The organism is Streptomyces sp. NPDC055078 (assembly GCF_053607985.1).
In genome coordinates, this window is the sequence record NZ_JBSGUP010000738.1 from 1 (window position 1) to 3,910 (window position 3,910).

Below are 3,910 nucleotides of genomic sequence, written 5' to 3' on the forward strand. Positions count from 1 at the left end.
CCCCGGGGGTGCACTCGACCCGGGTGCCGTCGACCGTGATCTCATGCCGTTCGGCGTCCACCAGCAGGGTGCCGACGGCGAGCAGATGCGCGGCCGACGGACCGGCCGCCGCCGGCCCCCGGGTGCGGCGCAGCAGGGTCCGCACCCGGGCCATCAGCTCGCGCGGGCTGTAGGGCTTGGTCATGTAGTCGTCGGCCCCGAGGTCGAGACCGAGCAGCAGATCGTCCTCGGTGGAGCGGGCGGTGAGCATCAGGACCGGGAGGTCGTACGCCTCGGCCCGCAGAATGCGCAGGACGTCCAGACCGTCGACCTTCGGCATCATGACGTCGAGGACCAGCAGGTCGGGAGGGATCCGGCGGACCGCTTCGACGGCCGCGCGGCCGTCCCGTACGGATGTGACGGTGTGGCCCTCCCGTTCGAGATAGCGGCGGACCAATTCGGCCTGCTTCTCGTCGTCCTCGGCGATCATCACATGTGCGCACACGCACCCGATCGTATGTGCGGCCGGAAGCTCACCGATGGCTCAGCGGTCACCCACCCCGATACTCACCGCATCACCTCACAGATTGCCGCGCTTCTCCTGCTCGCGCTCGATCGCCTGGAACAGGGCCTTGAAATTGCCCTTGCCGAAGCCCATGGAGCCATGGCGTTCGATCATCTCGAAGAAGACCGTCGGCCGGTCCTGCACCGGCTTGGTGAAGATCTGGAGCAGATAGCCGTCCTCGTCGCGGTCGACCAGGATCTTCAGCTCACGCAAGGTCTCGACCGGCACCCGGGTCTCCCCCGCCCACTCCCCGAGGGTGTCGTAGTACGAGTCGGGGGTGTCCAGGAACTGCACCCCGGCCGCCCGCATGGAACGTACCGTCGCCACGATGTCGTTGGTGGCCAGCGCGATGTGCTGGACCCCGGCACCGCCGTAGAACTCCAGATACTCATCGATCTGCGACTTCTTCTTCGCGATCGCGGGCTCATTGATCGGGAACTTCACCTTCAGCGTGCCGTCGGCGACGACCTTCGACATCAGGGCGGAGTACTCGGTGGCGATGTCGTCGCCGACGAACTCCTTCATGTTGGTGAAGCCCATGACCTTGTTGTAGAACGCCACCCACTCGTTCATCCGGCCGAGTTCGACATTGCCGACGCAGTGGTCGATGGCCTGGAACGTCCTCTTCGCGGGCGGCGCGACGATCGGGTCGGCCGCGGCGAAGCCGGGGAGGTAGGGGCCCCGGTAGCGCGAACGGTCGACCAGGGTGTGGCGGGTCTTGCCGTACGTGGCGATCGCCGCCAGCACCACGGTCCCGTCGTCGTCCGTCAGCTCGTACGGCTCGGTGATGCCACGGGCCCCGTGCTCGGTGGCGTACGCGTACGCGGCGCGGGCGTCCGGGACCTCGATGGCGAGGTCGACCACGCCGTCACCGTGCTCGGCGACATGGTCGGCCAGGAACCGGCCCCGGTCGGTGGCCTGTTTGATGACGGAGGTGAAGACGAAACGCGCGGCTCCGTTCTCCAGCACATAACTCGCGGTCTCCCGGCTGCCGTTCTCCGGGCCGGAGTAGGCGACGAGCTTCATGCCGAAGGCCGTGGCGTAGTAGTGCGCGGCCTGTTTGGCGTTGCCCACGGCGAAGACGACCGCATCCATTCCCTTGACCGGGAAGGGGTCGGCCTCGCGCGCGGTGTCCGGGTGGTGATCGATGGTCTCAGTCATACTCGCAGGCTCCTCCCGTTCCACAAGGTGTGCAACAGTTCGTCATTCCACTGGGCAAACTGTGCACCAACCGGCCACGATGGCAGGGTCTTCTGTACAGGATGACCACTGGGGAGAGCGGTATGGCGATCGATCACCTGGACGGCCGTCTCATCGTGCTGCTCGCGCGTGAGCCGAGGATCGGGGTGCTGGAGGCGTCCCGCCGGCTGGGAGTGGCGCGCGGGACCGTCCAGGCGCGGATGGACCGGCTCCAGTCCGGTGGCGTCATCCGGGGCTTCGGCCCGGACGTCGATCCGGCGGCGCTCGGCTATCCGGTCACCGCGTTCGCGACGCTGGAGATCAAACAGGGGCAGGGCGCGGACGTACGGGCGCATCTGGCGGGCGTCCCGGAGGTGCTGGAGCTGCACACCACCACCGGGCACGGTGACATGCTCTGCCGGCTGGTGGCGCGCTCCAACGCCGACCTCCAGCGGGTGATCGACCGGGTCGTCGGTTTCGACGGCATCGTCCGGGCCTCCACGGCGATCGTGATGGAGAACCCGGTACCGCTGCGGATCATCCCGCTGGTGGAACAGGCGGCGTCGGACGAGCCGGGTTGAGGCGGTTGCCGTCCGGGGGCGCGATGGGCTCGGGAACTTGTGCGGTGGCCGTCCGGGGGCGGTGGCCGTCCCGGGCCGCTCCGGGGCGCGGGGGCTGGTGCGGTGGCCGTCCGGGGGCGGTCCGGGCCCGGGAACTTGTGCGGTCACCGTCCGGGGGCGCTCCGGGGCTCGTATCCGGGACTGCTTTCCTCACCGCGCTTCGCGCGAGCTGCGCCGCTTTACGTCCCGGACACGACCCCTGCGCGCCCCCTCCCCGCGCTGCCCCCCCTCAGCCTGTCCGCCTCCGCCCTGGTGGAGTCCAGGCCCCCGCACTGGCCCCTCAGCCGGTCACCGTCCCCGTCACCGGTTGGACGCAGGCTCTTCGGCTTACTGCCCTCCCCACGTACGGGGCGACTCACCCTCCCCCGGGGCCGGGGAGTGGAACTGGACCGACACTCCCCCGGACCTCAGCAGGACGGCACTTTCCCGCCGTCCTCCAGCGCCCGAAGGGACTCCACTGCGCCCTTAAGCGTCGTGACGGGGATCAGCCGAAGCCCGTTCGACACCCCGGCCTCCGCGTCCGAGCACTCCCCCTTCGGCACCAGGAAGACGCTCGCTCCGTCGCGCTTGGCGGCCTGCGTCTTCAGCGCGACCCCGCCGACCGGGCCGACCTTGCCGTCGGCGGTGATCGTCCCCGTACCGGCGATGTCCCGCCCGCCGGTCAGATCGCCACCGTCGCCGTCGCCGTCGAGTTTGTCCACGATCCCCAACGAGAACAGCAGGCCCGCGCTGGGTCCGCCGATGTCGGCGAGCCGGAGGGTGACCTTCACCTTCGCCGGGTCCTCCCCGAGATACGAGAGGGCGGCCCGGGTCGCGTCGTGCTGGGAGTCCTCCATGTCGTCCAGATTGCGTTCGGTGATCTCCTTGGTCGACTTGCCCGCCGGGTAGACGGAGTCATGGGGCATCACCGCCCGGTCCGTCCTGAACCAGCTGTCCCACACATCCTCGACGCCGACATCGGCCGAGGGCCCGGTCGCCAGGATCGTGGTCATCCGCAGCGCGCCCTCCGTCTTGCGTACGGGCGCCCCGGCGACAGAGATGACCGGTGTGCCCTTGTGCTCACCCAGTACATCGGCCGTGTCCCCGGGTTTCGCGATGACGAACGGCAGCGGCGCGAACGCGGCGACGGCGAGGAGCGCGGCGATCGGAAGGGCGCTGAACAGCAGGGCGCGCGTACGCGTGAGACGGGAGAGCACAGTGTCAATCTATCCGGGCCAACCCCCGGACCCGCCCCACTCCCCCTGTCGGGACACCGCCCGCACGGCCCCTAACCCCCCTAACACCCTGGCGGACACGAACCCACAGCGCCTCAAACGCCAGCAGGGCTTGAACAACCCGAGCGCGGGGGCCTGCACTCCACCAGGACGGAGGGGGACCGGCTGAGCGGGCAAGCGCGGGGGCGCCTGCACTCCACCAGGGCGGAGGGTGGACTGGCTGAGGGGCAGCGCGGGGGCCTGGACTCCACCAGGGCGGAGGCGGACAGGCTGAGGGGCCAGCGCGGGGAGGGGGCGCGCAGGGGTCGTGTCCGGGACGTAAAGCGGCGCAGCTCGCGCGAAGCGCGGTGAGG

4 protein-coding genes are annotated in these 3,910 nt (G+C 69.8%); 1 reads left to right on the plus strand and 3 read right to left on the minus strand.

All coding sequences use genetic code 11. The annotated features are described in order from the left end of the window. Positions 1 to 469 (minus strand): response regulator transcription factor (locus ACWF94_RS35750; RefSeq protein ID WP_453498489.1); only part of this gene is annotated, 469 nt, incomplete at its 3' end. Between the two features lie 90 nt (positions 470 to 559). Next, a complete protein-coding gene (gene hppD, locus ACWF94_RS35755; protein ID WP_453498480.1) occupies positions 560 to 1,705 on the minus strand; it encodes a 4-hydroxyphenylpyruvate dioxygenase in 1,146 nt (381 codons plus the stop codon). A gap of 122 nt (positions 1,706 to 1,827) precedes the next feature. Between hppD and ACWF94_RS35760 the strand changes: the two genes are divergently transcribed. Beyond that, on the plus strand, positions 1,828 to 2,304 hold the full coding sequence (locus tag ACWF94_RS35760) for an Lrp/AsnC family transcriptional regulator (protein WP_453498483.1): 477 nt from the start codon (positions 1,828 to 1,830) through the stop codon (positions 2,302 to 2,304). Between the two features lie 446 nt (positions 2,305 to 2,750). Here the strand turns inward: ACWF94_RS35760 and ACWF94_RS35765 are convergent, their stop codons facing one another. Further along, on the minus strand, positions 2,751 to 3,539 hold the full coding sequence (locus tag ACWF94_RS35765) for a S16 family serine protease (RefSeq protein ID WP_453498486.1): 789 nt from the start codon (positions 3,537 to 3,539) through the stop codon (positions 2,751 to 2,753). Between the last annotated feature and the right edge of the window lie 371 nt (positions 3,540 to 3,910).